The 12854-nt window shown below is 25.7% G+C and carries 17 protein-coding genes; 11 read left to right on the top strand and 6 right to left on the bottom strand.

The genetic code is table 11. The features are described 5' to 3' along the window. Window positions 1-18: 18 nt before the first annotated feature. Entirely contained in the window at window positions 19-1209 is a 1191-nt protein-coding gene (locus tag AMYT_RS04055) for a NifS family cysteine desulfurase (protein ID WP_114843141.1), read from the bottom strand. A 316-nt stretch (window positions 1210-1525) separates the two neighbouring features. Here AMYT_RS04055 and AMYT_RS04050 point away from each other — a divergent pair, with 316 nt between their 5' ends. The 11 genes from AMYT_RS04050 (at window position 1526) to AMYT_RS14925 (ending at window position 9241) form a co-directional block, all read left to right on the top strand. After that, a complete protein-coding gene (locus tag AMYT_RS04050) occupies window positions 1526-2314 on the top strand; it encodes a transporter substrate-binding domain-containing protein (RefSeq protein ID WP_407657357.1) in 789 nt (262 codons plus the stop codon). 132 nt (window positions 2315-2446) lie between these two features. Then, entirely contained in the window at window positions 2447-3112 is a 666-nt protein-coding gene (locus tag AMYT_RS04045) for an amino acid ABC transporter permease (protein ID WP_114841277.1), read from the top strand. A gap of 81 nt (window positions 3113-3193) precedes the next feature. Further along, complete coding sequence (gene sufB / locus AMYT_RS04040) at window positions 3194-4627, top strand: Fe-S cluster assembly protein SufB (protein ID WP_114841276.1); 1434 nt, start codon at window positions 3194-3196, stop codon at window positions 4625-4627. Between the two features lie 21 nt (window positions 4628-4648). Next, window positions 4649-5389, top strand: coding sequence for a Fe-S cluster assembly ATPase SufC (gene sufC / locus AMYT_RS04035; protein WP_114841275.1), 741 nt, complete (start codon window positions 4649-4651; stop codon window positions 5387-5389). A 3-nt stretch (window positions 5390-5392) separates the two neighbouring features. Beyond that, window positions 5393-6520 carry a SufD family Fe-S cluster assembly protein gene (locus AMYT_RS04030; protein WP_114841274.1) on the top strand — a complete coding sequence of 376 codons (1128 nt, stop codon included), beginning with the start codon at window positions 5393-5395 and terminating at the stop codon, window positions 6518-6520. Further along, complete coding sequence (locus AMYT_RS04025) at window positions 6513-7697, top strand: aminotransferase class V-fold PLP-dependent enzyme (RefSeq protein ID WP_114841273.1); 1185 nt, start codon at window positions 6513-6515, stop codon at window positions 7695-7697. The genes AMYT_RS04030 and AMYT_RS04025 overlap by 8 nt, the downstream gene beginning before the upstream one ends. 1 nt (window position 7698) lies before the next feature. Continuing rightward, a complete protein-coding gene (locus AMYT_RS04020) occupies window positions 7699-8106 on the top strand; it encodes a SufE family protein (protein ID WP_228197893.1) in 408 nt (135 codons plus the stop codon). A 9-nt stretch (window positions 8107-8115) separates the two neighbouring features. Next, entirely contained in the window at window positions 8116-8466 is a 351-nt protein-coding gene (locus AMYT_RS04015; RefSeq protein WP_114841271.1) for a metal-sulfur cluster assembly factor, read from the top strand. A gap of 70 nt (window positions 8467-8536) precedes the next feature. Further along, window positions 8537-8815, top strand: coding sequence for a hypothetical protein (locus tag AMYT_RS04010; protein WP_114841270.1), 279 nt, complete (start codon window positions 8537-8539; stop codon window positions 8813-8815). A 43-nt stretch (window positions 8816-8858) separates the two neighbouring features. Beyond that, entirely contained in the window at window positions 8859-9068 is a 210-nt protein-coding gene (locus AMYT_RS04005) for a hypothetical protein (protein ID WP_114841269.1), read from the top strand. 20 nt (window positions 9069-9088) lie between these two features. Further along, window positions 9089-9241 carry a hypothetical protein gene (locus tag AMYT_RS14925; protein ID WP_162919465.1) on the top strand — a complete coding sequence of 51 codons (153 nt, stop codon included), beginning with the start codon at window positions 9089-9091 and terminating at the stop codon, window positions 9239-9241. On the opposite strand, the gene AMYT_RS04000 is transcribed toward AMYT_RS14925, so the two are convergent. The 5 genes from AMYT_RS04000 to AMYT_RS03980 are packed head-to-tail and all read right to left on the bottom strand — an operon-like array spanning window position 9238 to window position 12851. After that, on the bottom strand, window positions 9238-9996 hold the full coding sequence (locus AMYT_RS04000; protein ID WP_114841268.1) for a GNAT family N-acetyltransferase: 759 nt from the start codon (window positions 9994-9996) through the stop codon (window positions 9238-9240). The genes AMYT_RS14925 and AMYT_RS04000 overlap by 4 nt on opposite strands. A gap of 1 nt (window position 9997) precedes the next feature. Next, window positions 9998-10855, bottom strand: a complete 858-nt coding sequence (locus AMYT_RS03995) for a DMT family transporter (RefSeq protein ID WP_114841267.1) — start codon at window positions 10853-10855, stop codon at window positions 9998-10000. An 8-nt stretch (window positions 10856-10863) separates the two neighbouring features. Beyond that, complete coding sequence (locus tag AMYT_RS03990; RefSeq protein WP_114841266.1) at window positions 10864-11283, bottom strand: secondary thiamine-phosphate synthase enzyme YjbQ; 420 nt, start codon at window positions 11281-11283, stop codon at window positions 10864-10866. A 9-nt stretch (window positions 11284-11292) separates the two neighbouring features. Next, on the bottom strand, window positions 11293-11613 hold the full coding sequence (locus AMYT_RS03985) for a DMT family transporter (protein WP_114841265.1): 321 nt from the start codon (window positions 11611-11613) through the stop codon (window positions 11293-11295). Then, window positions 11613-12851: a TolC family protein gene (locus AMYT_RS03980; RefSeq protein ID WP_114841264.1), complete on the bottom strand. Its 1239-nt coding sequence runs from the start codon at window positions 12849-12851 to the stop codon at window positions 11613-11615. Before AMYT_RS03980 ends, AMYT_RS03985 begins: the two co-directional genes overlap by 1 nt. Window positions 12852-12854: the final 3 nt, after the last annotated feature.

Genomic DNA, 12854 nt, shown 5'->3' with positions numbered 1-12854 from the left:
TCCTTTGCTAACTTCTTATTATAATCCACATTTGTGTGATGATGGTGCATAAGCATATGAACTTGAAATATTTCTTAATCTTGTAACTGCTTTTTTAATCACATCAATTGCATAATCTATTTGTTCTTCTGTATTAAATCTACTTAAAGAAAATCTAACTCCTGTATGAGCCAATTCACTATCACTTCCAAAAGCATTCATAACTGGGTTTGCTTCTAAATCTTCAGAGGCACAAGCACTTCCTGTACTTGCTCCAACACCATTTTGATTTAAATCCCAAAGCATTGATTCACCTTCAACACCTCTAATAGAAATAAGAGTAGTATTAGGTGTTCTATTTTCTTTTCCACCAATAACAACAGTTTCAGGAATTTCTAAAATTGCAGCTTCTAATTTATCTCTTAATCTTTTAACTTCAGTTGCTTCAAACTCTAAGTTTTCAACTGCAAGTTTCATAGCAAATCCCATTCCTACCATTGATGCAACATCAACAGTACCAGCTCTTTTTCCACCCATTTGTTCTCCACCGTGTAATAATGGAGTTATTTTAATACCTTTTTTAATATATAAAGCACCAACACCTTTTGGTCCATGGAATTTATGTGCTGAAAATGACATAAAATCTATATTTGCTTCTTGAACATCAACTGGAACTTTTCCAATAGCTTGAGTTGCATCAGAGTGGAATAATACTCCAGCTTCTTTACAAATTTCACCTATTTCTTTAATAGGAAAAAGCTTTCCTGTTTCATTATTTGCCCACATAATTGATACTAAAGCTGTATCATCTCTAATAAAATCTTTTACTGTATGAGCTTCTAAAACTCCATTTTCATTCACTGGTAAGTAAGTTACACTTACACCTTGTGATTCTAAAAATTTACATGTTGCAGTTACTGCTGGATGTTCTACTTCTGAAGTAATAATATGGTTTTTATTTCCATTTAAAATTTGATCAATCCAAACACCTTTTATTACAGTATTAATACTTTCTGTTGCATTTGATACGATAATAATATCATCATCATCACTTGCATTTATTCCACTATATAAATAATCTAATGCTTCCATCATCTTTGGATGAGTTCCTGCTCCAAATCTATGTAAAGAGTTTGGATTTCCATACTTTTCACAGAAAAATGGTCTCATCTCTTCATATACAATTGGATCAACTATTGTTGTAGCATTATTATCTAAATAAACTTCCATCATATTTTTATTCCTAGTTCGATAATATTTCTTCATTACCATAAAAATTTTTCGTATTTTATTCCAAATAGGATAAATTTTGTCTTAATTAATCATTTTAGTAATTTTTTATTTACAAAAAGTAACAATAAAAAAATATTTTTTTTACTAAAATTAACATTATTAAAAAATTATTTATGCCAAACTTATTGTGTATTTTATCTTTTATAAGTTTTATATTCACTTTGATAAGATTTTAAATATAATTAAAAGTTAAGTTTACTTTGTAATAATATAACAATTCATACACACACAAGGAAAGATTATGAAAAAAGTAATAAAAGGGATGTTAATATTACTTTTGACTTTTTTATTTATTGGCTGTAATGATGAAAAAGCTAATAATAATGAGTCAAAGGTTTTAAAAGTTGGAATGGAATTAGCTTATCCTCCTTTTGAAATGAGTGATAAAGAAGGTAATCCTACGGGTGTTTCAGTGGATTTTGCAAAAATGTTAGCAAGATCTATGAATAAAGAATTAATAATAGAAAATATAGCTTGGGATGGACTAATCCCCTCACTTAAAACAGGAAAAATTGATATAATAATTTCTTCTATGACAATAACAGATGAGAGAAAAAAATCAATAGATTTTTCAATTCCTTATGCAAAATCTGCACTTGCTATTTTAGCAAATAAAAATTCAAATATAAATTCAATTGAAGATTTAAAAGAAAAAACTATTGCAGTAAAAAAAGGTTCAACAGGACATATTTATGCAAAAGAAAACTTTCCAAATGGGAATATCTTAGTATTTGATAAAGAGAGTGCTTGTGTCCTTGAAGTAGTTCAAGGGAAAGCAGATGGATTTTTATATGACCAATTAACTATATATAGAAATCATCAAAATCATAAAGATACAACAGTAGCTCTTTTAAAGCCTTTTCAAAAAGATTTTGAATATTGGGGAGTTGCTTTAAAAAAAGATAATACTGAATTAAAAAATCAAATTGATCAGTTTATTACTAAAGCAAAAGAAGATGGAACTTTTGATGATTTTGCATATAAATACTTAAAAGATGCAAAACAGACTTTTGATTCACTAAATATTGAGTTCTTTTTTTAGGAGATAAACATCAAACTAAAAAAATTTTTTATAAATGAACTTTCAATAAAAAAAGATAAACCAATAGAAAAAAAGGTTTATCTTTTTAATGCTTTTCTTCTTATTACTTTTATTTTTTTTATCTTTTATATAATGTTTTCAAATTTAACTTATGATTTTAATTGGCATAGTGTTTATGAATATAAACAGAAGTTTATAGATGGCTTTTTTATGACTATTATTATCTCTTTTTTTGCACTTATTTTAAGTTTTATTATAGGACTATTTTTTGCATATGCTCAAAATAGTAAATTAATTTTTTTAAGATTTTTTGCAAGATTTTATATTGAAATTATTAGAGGAACTCCCCTACTAGTGCAAATTTTGATTTTCTTTTATGTTTTTGCAAACAACTTAGGTTTTGAAAATAGATATATAGTTGGAGTTGTAATTCTTGCTATTTTTTCAGGGGCATATGTATGTGAAATAATTCGTGCAGCAATTGAATCTATTGAGCTTGAACAATATGAAACAAGTTTAAGTTTAGGAATGAGCAATTATCAAATGTATAAATATATAATTTTCCCTCAAGCCTTTAAAAGAATGCTTCCCTCACTTACAGGACAATTTGCATCTATTATAAAAGACTCTTCTTTATTATCTATTATTTCTATTTCAGAATTTACTATGAATGCCCAAGAAGTAAATGCTTATACTTACTCAACTTTGGAAAGCTATATACCTTTAGCTATTGGATATTTAATATTGACCTATCCTATTTCATATTATACGAAAAGCTTAGAAAAAAACATAAAATAATTAAACTAGCCCTTTACAACTAAAGTTAAATATGTTACAATTTCTTAAATAAGACAAATTATGTCCTATTTAGGAGTTTATATGAAAAACGAAAAAATAAATAGTGTAATTGCCAATGAATATAGCCTTGGATTTGAAACTATTGTAAATAGTGAAACTTTTCCAAAGGGTTTAAATGAAGATGTTATAAAAGCAATTTCAACAAAAAAAGAAGAACCACAATGGCTTTTAGATTTTAGATTAAAAGCTTATAGAAAGTGGCTTACTATGAAGGAACCCAAATGGGCAAAATTAGGTTATGAAAAGATTGATTATCAAGATATTTCATACTTTTCAGCACCAAAGAAGCCTATAGATTCTTTAGATGAAGTGGACCCAGAGATTTTAAAAACTTATGAAAAATTAGGAATTCCACTTGAAGAGCAAAAAAAATTAGCTGGAGTTGCAGTTGATGCTGTTTTTGATTCAGTATCAGTAAAAACAACTTTTCAAAAAGAGCTTGAAGAGTTAGGAATAATTTTTTGTTCAATTTCAGAAGCTGCAAATAAATACCCAGAGCTTTTAAAAAAATATTTAGCTTCAGTAGTTCCATATAGTGATAACTATTTTGCAACATTAAATAGTGCAGTATTTACAGATGGAAGTTTTGTATATATCCCAAAAAATACAAAGTGTCCAATGGAATTATCAACATATTTTAGAATAAATGCATTAAATACAGGACAATTTGAAAGAACACTAATTATTGCTGATGAAGGAAGTTATGTTTCATACAATGAAGGATGTTCTGCACCAATAAGAGATAATAGCCAACTTCACGCAGCAGTGGTTGAACTTGTTGCTTTAAAAGATGCACATATTAAATACTCAACCATTCAAAACTGGTATCCAGGGGATAAAGATGGAAATGGTGGAATTTTAAACTTTGTTACAAAAAGAGGAATTTGTAAAGGAGATAATTCAAAAATCTCTTGGACGCAAGTAGAAACTGGTTCTCTTATTACTTGGAAATATCCTTCTTGTATTTTAAAAGGAAATAATAGTGTAGGAGAGTTTTACTCTGTTGCTCTTACTTCTTTATCTCAACAAGCAGATACAGGTACAAAAATGATACATATAGGAGAGAACACTAAATCAACTATTATTTCAAAAGGTATTTCAGCACTAAATGGTTCAAATGCATATAGAGGTTTAGTAAAAGTTGCAAAAAGTGCCAAAAATGCAAGAAATATCTCTTCTTGTGATTCTTTACTTATTGGTTCAAATTGTTCTGCACATACATATCCATATCAAGATATAAAAAATTCAAGTGCTAAAATAGAACATGAAGCAACAACTTCAAAAATCTCAGATGAACAACTATTTTATGTGAAACAAAGAGGAATTAGTGAAGAAAATGCGGTATCATTAATTGTTCATGGATTTTGTAAAGAAGTTTTACAAGAATTACCTATGGAATTTGCAGTTGAAGCAAAAGCTTTATTAGATATATCATTAGAAGGAAGTGTTGGATAACTTTCCAAAAAGAGGTGAAAAATGTTAAAAATAAAAGATTTAAATGTAAGTATTTCAAATAAACAAATATTAAAAGATTTTAATTTAGAGATAAATGAAGGTGAAATACATGTAATTATGGGAACAAATGGTGTAGGAAAATCTACTTTAGTAAAAACTTTAAGTGATCATTATGACTGTGAAGTGCATAGTGGACAAATAGAGTTTAAAGGAAAAGATTTACTAGAACTTGATGCAAGCCAAAGGGCAAATGAAGGTATCTTTATGAGTTTTCAAAATCCTGTGGAAGTTCATGGAGTTAATAATATGTATTTTTTAAAAACAGCAGTAAATGAAAAAAGAGCATATCAAAATCAAGAAGAAGTAAACTCAGCACAATTTTTAAAAGAAGTTAAAGATATTATTAAAGAGTATAATTTAAGTGATGAAATTATAAAAAGAAATGTAAATGAAGGTTTTAGTGGAGGAGAAAAGAAAAAAAATGAGATGCTTCAACTACTTGTTTTAAAACCTGATTTAATTATGTTAGATGAGATAGACTCAGGACTTGATATAGATGCAATTAAACTTGTAGCAAAGGCTGTTAATTCTATGCTTGATGGTAAAAGATCAGTTTTAATGATTACTCATTATGATAGATTATTAGAGTTAATTAGACCAGATTTTGTTCATATTTTAAAAGATGGAAAAATTATTAAATCAGGAGATTATAATCTTGCATTAGAAGTTCAAAAAAATGGTTTTGAAGCCGTTGGGAGCTAAATTATGAAAATAGTAGAAATAAATAATTTAGATAAAACTATCTTGCCAACTAAAAAAGTAGAAGAGTTTAGACATTTTGATATTTATAGTATATTTGAAAAAGATTTAGATTTTAAAATAAAAGAAAATATAGATATTAAAGAGTTTGAATATTTAAAAAATGACTACTTTTATAATATCTATTTTGTAAATAATAAACTTTTAATAGAAGATGAAACTTTAAAAGAAGCTATAAATATACAAGAAGAGGATTTTGAAGAAAGTTTTAATAAACTGTATAAATTAAATAGCTATTTTAGTCATAAAACTTTAACTTTAAAGCTTTTAAAACCTTTAGATAAACCTTTAAATATTATTAATATTTTTAAAGCAGAAAACTCTTTTATAGCACAAAGTTTAAATATAGAAATATTTGCAAATAACTATATTATTGAAACTTTTGAAAATCAAGATTTAAAACAAAGTGTATTAAATCTTAATAGAAAATACGAATTAAAAGAGAATATAACTGCTAATATTAGTAGAATTCAAACACTAAATAATGCTTCAATTATTACAAATATTAAAACAGTTTTAAAAGAAAACTCAACTTTAAATTTTGTAAGTTTAGATTATAAAGCAACATTAGCATTAAATATTTTTGATAGTAAATTAGAAAGTAAAAACTCTAGTTTAAATATAGATGCAATTGTAAAAAACTTTAATGAAGAGAAAAGTGCAAATATTGCTTTTATTGAACATCTTGAAGAAAGTACAATAAGTGATATTAAAATCAAACATCTTTTAGATAAAAAAGCTCAAGCTTTATTCGATATAAGTTCAACAGTACAAAATAGTGCTAAATTTGCAAAAGCTTTTCAAAATAGTCAAACTATACTTTTAAGTGATGAAGCAAAAATTAATGCAAACCCAAGGTTACAAATCTATGTTGATGAACTTGAAGCAAGTCATGGGGCAAGTTGTGGAACACTAAATGAAGATGAGTTATATTATCTTTGCTCAAGAGGTATTAGTAAAAATAAAGCAAAGCAGATGATTATAGAATCAATTGAATTAAAAGTTATTAGAAAAATAGACATTAAAGCTATTAGAAGATATATAAAAGATATAAAAAGGATAAATCATGTATAAAAATGACTTCCCTTTTTTTAAAAATAGTAGTGTTACATACCTTGATAATGCAGCAACTACTCAAAAACCACAAGCTGTTTTAAATAAAATTTTAGAGTATTATACAAACTACTGTTCAAATACACATAGAAGTAATCATGGGGATGCAAACAAAGCAACTAAAGAATTTGAAGAGACAAGAACTATACTAAAAGAGTTTATAAATGCGAAAGATGAAAGTGAAATTATCTTTACTAAAGGAGTAACAGAAAGCTTAAATATGGTTGCTTCTATTTTTGCAAAAGAGTTTAAAACTATAATTATCTCTTCTATTGAACATCATTCAAATATTACTCCTTGGCATATGCAAAATAGAACTTTACATCAAGGTTTGGAAGTTGTTAATATAAAAGAAAATTTAGAGTTTGATTTTGAGCATTTTGAAGAATTACTTAAAGCTAATCCAAACTCATTTGTTAGTATTACTCATGTTTCAAATGCTTTTGGAGTAAAACACAATATAAAAAAAATAGCAAAACTTACACATAAATATAATAGCTATCTTATGGTGGATGGTGCTCAAAGCTTAGCACATTTTGAAATTGATGTACAAGATTTAGATGTGGACTTTTATGCAATTTCTTCCCATAAAACTTATGGACCAACAGGAGTTGGAGCATTATATGTAAAGCAAGAGTTATTAGAAAAATTAAAAACTTACCAAACAGGTGGTGCTACAATAAATGATGTAAATTTTCAAAGAAGCCTTATGTTAAGTTCACCTTATAAATTTGAAGCTGGAACACAAAATATTGCTGATGTGATAGCGTTTAAAGAAGCTTTAAAATATATAAAAAATATAGGGTACAAAACTATTCATACAATAGAAGAAGAGATTTATAGCTACTTACATAATGAACTAAAAAAAATAGAAAATATAATTTTATACAATAATGTGGAAAACTCAATAGTTAGTAAAAGCTTTAATATAAAAGATATAAATAGTGAAGATATTGGTATTTTACTTGATAAAATGCATATAGCTGTAAGAGCAGGACATCATTGTGCCCAACCAATAATGAAAAAATTAAATATTGATGGTACAATAAGAGTAAGTATTGCTTTTTATAATACAAAAGAGGATATTGATATATTTATAAAGGCCTTAAAAAAAGCAATAACAATGCTAAAGGATTAAAATGATAGAAAGTAGAATAGATTCTATTAAAGATGATTTAGAACTTTTTGATGATGATTTACAAAAGTATGAATATATTATAGATTTAGGTAAAAGTTTACCAAACTTAGAAGAAGAACATAAAAAAGATGAAAATTTAGTACAAGGATGTACTTCAAAAGTTTGGCTAATTTGTGAAAAAAAAGATGATATTTTAGTTTTTAAAGCAGATTCAAATGCAGCAATAGTAAAAGGTTTAGTAAAAATAATACTAACAATTTTTAATAATCTATCAGCAAAAGAGATTTTAGATTTTGATACACAAATACTGCAAAAACTAAATCTTCAAGAGATAATTACACCAAATAGACAAAGTGGTGTACAAGGAATGATAAAAAGAATAAAAGAGTATGCAAAAGCTTTTGCATAAGGAGAAAATATGAATAATTTTACAAAAGAACAATTAGAAGATATAGAGAAAAAAATAATATTTAATTTAAAACAAGTATATGACCCTGAAATACCTGTAAATATTTATGATTTAGGATTAGTATATAAAATAGAATTTGAAGAAAAAGAACCTTATTTACACGCAATAGTTACAATGACTCTTACAAGTCCAGCTTGCCCTGTTGCAGAGAATTTATTAGAACAAGTAAAATATGTAACACTTGCTGTTGATTTAGTAGATGAAGCTTTTGTTCATTTGGTATTTGATCCACCTTGGGATAAAAATATGATTTCTGAAGAAGGAAGAGATTATCTTATGATGAATGGAACATTAATTTAAATAATAATCTCTTAATTAAGTTTATGTGATAATAAAATAATCAGTCACATCACTAAAAAAAAGAGAGTTTATGAAAAATAATAAGAAAAAAAGCAGTCCATTATTTCTAATTATAACAGTTGTAATTATAGGGGTTTTCTCTTTTATATTTTTTAAAAATAATAGTGGTTTTGGAACAAGCATTTTTTCTCCAGATATAAAAGGAAGTGGCTCTGTAAATGAGCATATACCTGCAAAACTTAGATGGGAAAAAGCTTTTAGATTTGACACAGGTGGAAGTGATGATTCAAAAGAGTCATCAAGCCAAAACTTTCTACAATATGAGAGTCAAAAAAATAAAAATAAATAACTTTGACTCTTTATATAGATAAAATATCTATAAAAAGAAAAAAATGGAAACTAATAAAAAAAATAATCCTACTTTTATAATAGGATTGATTATTGTATTAACTTGCTTTTTTATTTATTTTATTTTCTTTTATGAAAATAATAGTAGTCTTGGAGAAGGGATTTTTTCAGGTAAAAAAGAAAAAGGAATTATAATAAATGAACATACACCTCAAAAACTCAATTGGAAAGATTCCTTTAAAGATAATAAATAATTCTTTTTAAAAGGTTTATTATGGAATTTATATATACTCTTTTTTCAATTATAATCTTTTTATTGGCAATAATACTAAGTTATAAAACATATCAATTTACAAAAACTATGTATAAATTTAAAAATAGAAAAAAAGATGGAAGTGAAGATAAAGATTTTAAATACTTTGATTAAAGTTTTAAAAGTTTTGTAAATTTACTTTCAAGGCAAACACTTATATCAGTTGTAATAAACTCTGCATTATAAAAAAGTGAAAATATAGTTGCTAAAGTTGGAGAGTTTTGAGCTTTTTGTAGTGTATCAAGCTTATTTATTTCTAAGGGTATATTATTTTTTTTACAAACTTCTTTTAAAGAAGTTAAAATATATACTTCTGAATATACGCATCTATTTGAATAATATACTACAACTCCTTTTTTAGTAATTTCTCTATTTTTTACGCACTCTTTAATTTTTATATTAAAAGGTTTTTTATTTATTTTCAAACCTAAAATAACAAAACCATCAGTTGTTTCTTCTACAACTTCAAAGCCATTTTTTAATAGCCACTTTGTATCACTCATAAAATGAAACTTTTTTTTACCTACAATTGTTACTAAACCATCAAAAGAGTCTTTTTTTGCTCTTTTTATAGCCTCTTGTAAAAGTTTTTTTCCATGTCCTTGATTTTTATATTTACCACTAACCCAAAAACAGCCAATAAAAAGATAATTACTATTTTCTAGTGGTACCCAAGCATCTTTTAAAGGTATAGTTTCCATAAAAACCTTTGCTCTTTTATCTAACTTTTGGAAAATAAAGTTATTTTTAAATTGAAGTTTTAGCCAAGTTTTTTTTGCTTTATATCCCTCACTACACTTTTTATCTGAAAAGCCACAACAAATATGCTCATTTTCAATATTATTTTCATCTAAAATAAGATATTGCATATTATTTTCTTTTTTTTAAAGTTATTAATATTCCAAATAAAATAACAAAAGTTGCAATAACTAAAGTCAAACTTAGCTTTTCATCTAAAAATATTATACTTAAAACTATAGCTAAAATAGGAACTAAAAGTTGTAAAATACTTGCAGTTATAATTTGCATTTTAGGTAAAACCTCATACCATAAAAGATACCCTATTGCAGAAGTTAAAGCCCCAGAAATAAAAGCTAATAAAAAAGTAAAACTATCAACTTTTATAAAATCAATAAAAAATATAAAAAATAAAATTGCAAAAAAACTAGCTTTAATAAAATTATCACTTGTATTAAAAAAAGCATCTTTTGATTTTTTACCTAAAACTGTATAAATACCCCAAGCAATTCCAGAAAATACCATAAGCAAGGTATGTTCAAAAGATAAAGAAAAATCTTCTTTGGGATATAATAAATAAGCTAAACCACTAAAAGCTATAAAAATTCCTAGAAGTTTATTTAATGTTAATTTTTCTTTATAAAATAAAGCAATAATTATCATACTTAGTTGAACAATTGCAAATAAAATTAATGTACCAATTCCAGCTTGCATATTTAAATACGAATAAGAAAAACAAATTGCATATAAAAAAAGCATTAAAGAACTTAGCCAATTAGTTTTTAGTTTAACTTCAAATTTTTTATATTTAATAAAGTATAAAAATAAAAGAGTTAAAGCCCCAGAAAAGACTCTAATAAAAGTAAAGGTATAAGCATCTATATTTGAAGTTATAAGTGCCATTCTACACAAAATAGAATTTGCAGCTAAAAATATCAATGAAAGTATAATAAAACTAAGAAGTTTAAAATCAAAAACTAAACTTCTCATCTTTTTTCCTAATTTGCTATAATTGTAGCAACTATTTTTCTTTGTTGAGCATTATCTCGATGTTCTCCAAGATATATCCCTTGCCAAGTTCCAAGATTTAATTTTCCATTAGTTATAGGAATAGTTAAACTTACACCAAAAAGTGAAGATTTAATATGTGCTGGCATATCATCTTCTCCTTCATAAGTGTGTATAAAATAGTTTTTATTGCAAATAACATCATTTACAAAATTTTCCATATCACTTCGTACACTACTATCACAGTTTTCATTTAAACTTAAACTTGCACTTGTATGCTTAAGTAATAAATTTAAAGTTCCTATATTAAAACTTTGTATCTCTTTTAAGTTAAAAAGAACCTCATCTGTAATTAGATGAAATCCTCTTTTTTTTGCTTTTAAAGAAAATTCTTTTTGTAAAATTTGCAAAATTTATCCTTAGTTTGAAACTAATTTTAATCCAACAAGGGAAGCAACTAAAGTAAATAAGAAAAATAATCTTAAAGCTCCAATTGGTTCATTATAAAAGAATATTCCAATAATTATTGTACCAACTGCACCTATACCTGTCCAAACAGCATATGCTGTTCCTATTGGTAAAGTTTGTGCAGCTTTTGTAAGAAAATAAAAACTCAAACTTGCACAAACTAAAAATATTGCTGTTGGTACAAGTTTTGAAAATCCCTCAGTAAGTTTTAAAGTGGAAGCAAATCCCACTTCAAAAATTCCTGCTAATATTAAATAAGTCCATGCAGACATTATATTCCTTTTTCAAAAACCCTATCAAGTTTTGCTAAAGATAAAAACTTATCATAATATGCTTTATAATATTTTTGTTTTGCATTTGTAAGCAAATAGTTTGCATCTGTTAAATCAGTAGATTTTACTAAACCTTCATCAAATTTATCACTTACTATTTTATAGTTTTCTTTAGCTTGTTCTAAAGCAAGTTTAGCACTCTCAAAGTTTTCAGTTGATACTTCAAAATCTGTTTTTGCAATTTGATATTGAAGTTTTATATCAAGTTTTGTTTTTTCAAGTTGTTCTTTTACTTGCCTAACTTTTAGTCTATTAATGTCCATTTTGGAATATTTAGAACCACCATTATACAAATTCCATTTTAATGAAACTTGTGCTACTTTTTGATCATCTGGCTCTACATCTTTTGCAGTTGGACCATCACCATATTTATTATATGATAAACTTGCATCAATAGAAGGTAAAAATTCTCCTTTTGTAGAATTTAGTTGAGAATTTAAACTATCAATACTCATTTTTAAAGCTTTTATTTCACTTCTATTTTCTAAAAATTCCAATTTATATTCTTGAAAAGTAATCTTTTTTTCATTTAACTCTTCAATACTTTCTTTTTCTAAATCTATTCCACCAAGAATATTACTTAGTTCATATTTTGCAATTTGTAAATCACTATTTGCTCTTGTTAAATTTTGTTTTGCATCTAACATTTTAACTTGAACATCTAAAAGCTCATTTTTTGCAATTAAGCCTTGTTCATATCTATTTTTTGAATCTTCATATTGTTTTGAAAATAAGCTATAAGCAACTTCATAAGTTTTTTGATTTTTTCTTTTATCCAAAAAGTTAATATATGCAACTTTTGCATTATAAACTAAATCTTGCTTAAAAGCATAAAGATTTAAATTTGTTGCATTAGCACTATATTTCGCACTTTGAACTAAGTTATAATCTGAAAATCCATTAAATAAATTATATGATACAACTGCACTTGCACTTGAATCTCTTTTTAAGCCACTTGCTACTTTACTTCTATCTGTATATGTATAAGCTAAATCAAGTTTTGGTTTAAAACTTGATTTATTTAACTCTATATTCTCTTTTGCTTCATCATATTCATAAACTTTTTGTTTAAGTTCATTATTATTTTGTAGTGCAAGATTTATTGCACTATCTATATTTAAAGCATTAGCATTAATAGCAACAAATGCACTTAATAAAAATATACTTTTTTTTATCATGCT

Origin of the sequence: Malaciobacter mytili LMG 24559 (assembly GCF_003346775.1) — a bacterium.
GTDB classification, from domain to species: domain Bacteria; phylum Campylobacterota; class Campylobacteria; order Campylobacterales; family Arcobacteraceae; genus Malaciobacter; species Malaciobacter mytili.
Note: the sequence above shows the minus strand (reverse complement) of the source record. Positions and strands in the feature narration are given on the sequence as shown.

Excerpts from the sequence above, each read along its gene's own strand:
- AMYT_RS04055 (WP_114843141.1), bottom strand. The coding sequence starts at position 1,209 with ATGGAAGTTTATTTAGATAATAATGCTACAACAATAGTTGATCCAATT.
- AMYT_RS04045 (WP_114841277.1), top strand. The coding sequence starts at position 2,447 with ATGTTTTCAAATTTAACTTATGATTTTAATTGGCATAGTGTTTATGAA.
- sufB (WP_114841276.1), top strand. The coding sequence starts at position 3,194 with ATGAAAAACGAAAAAATAAATAGTGTAATTGCCAATGAATATAGCCTT.
- sufC (WP_114841275.1), top strand. The coding sequence starts at position 4,649 with ATGTTAAAAATAAAAGATTTAAATGTAAGTATTTCAAATAAACAAATA.
- AMYT_RS04030 (WP_114841274.1), top strand. The coding sequence starts at position 5,393 with ATGAAAATAGTAGAAATAAATAATTTAGATAAAACTATCTTGCCAACT.
- AMYT_RS04025 (WP_114841273.1), top strand. The coding sequence starts at position 6,513 with ATGTATAAAAATGACTTCCCTTTTTTTAAAAATAGTAGTGTTACATAC.
- AMYT_RS04020 (WP_228197893.1), top strand. The coding sequence starts at position 7,699 with ATGATAGAAAGTAGAATAGATTCTATTAAAGATGATTTAGAACTTTTT.
- AMYT_RS04015 (WP_114841271.1), top strand. The coding sequence starts at position 8,116 with ATGAATAATTTTACAAAAGAACAATTAGAAGATATAGAGAAAAAAATA.
- AMYT_RS04010 (WP_114841270.1), top strand. The coding sequence starts at position 8,537 with ATGAAAAATAATAAGAAAAAAAGCAGTCCATTATTTCTAATTATAACA.
- AMYT_RS04005 (WP_114841269.1), top strand. The coding sequence starts at position 8,859 with ATGGAAACTAATAAAAAAAATAATCCTACTTTTATAATAGGATTGATT.
- AMYT_RS14925 (WP_162919465.1), top strand. The coding sequence starts at position 9,089 with ATGGAATTTATATATACTCTTTTTTCAATTATAATCTTTTTATTGGCA.
- AMYT_RS04000 (WP_114841268.1), bottom strand. The coding sequence starts at position 9,996 with ATGCAATATCTTATTTTAGATGAAAATAATATTGAAAATGAGCATATT.
- AMYT_RS03995 (WP_114841267.1), bottom strand. The coding sequence starts at position 10,855 with ATGAGAAGTTTAGTTTTTGATTTTAAACTTCTTAGTTTTATTATACTT.
- AMYT_RS03985 (WP_114841265.1), bottom strand. The coding sequence starts at position 11,613 with ATGTCTGCATGGACTTATTTAATATTAGCAGGAATTTTTGAAGTGGGA.
- AMYT_RS03980 (WP_114841264.1), bottom strand. The coding sequence starts at position 12,851 with ATGATAAAAAAAAGTATATTTTTATTAAGTGCATTTGTTGCTATTAAT.